Raw genomic sequence first — 245 nt, forward strand, 5'->3', positions numbered from 1 at the left:
TGGGCACCAGCGGGTTGCTGCTGGCGTATGCCCTGGGCGCGGCCACCGCGCTGGCACTGGCGATCTGGATTGGCGGGCGCGTGTTCACCGCGCTGAAGCGGCGGCTGGGCGCGGGCGCGTGGATCCGCCGCGCGTTGGGCGTGGCCGCACTGCTGGCAGTGGTGGCCATTGCGATGGGCTGGGTCACCGGCGTGCTCACCCGGTTGTCGTCGGTCAGCCCCGCGCGGCTGGAACAGGGCCTGCTC

Annotated in this window: 1 pseudogene; it reads left to right on the plus strand. The window is 73.9% G+C overall.

The features are described from left to right. Positions 1-245: pseudogene (locus tag ACQG3P_RS21735) on the plus strand (cytochrome c biogenesis protein DipZ); the annotation flags it as partial.

Source organism: Stenotrophomonas sp. SrG (assembly GCF_050031795.1).
In the GTDB taxonomy this organism is placed as follows: Bacteria; Pseudomonadota; Gammaproteobacteria; order Xanthomonadales; family Xanthomonadaceae; genus Stenotrophomonas; species Stenotrophomonas rhizophila_A.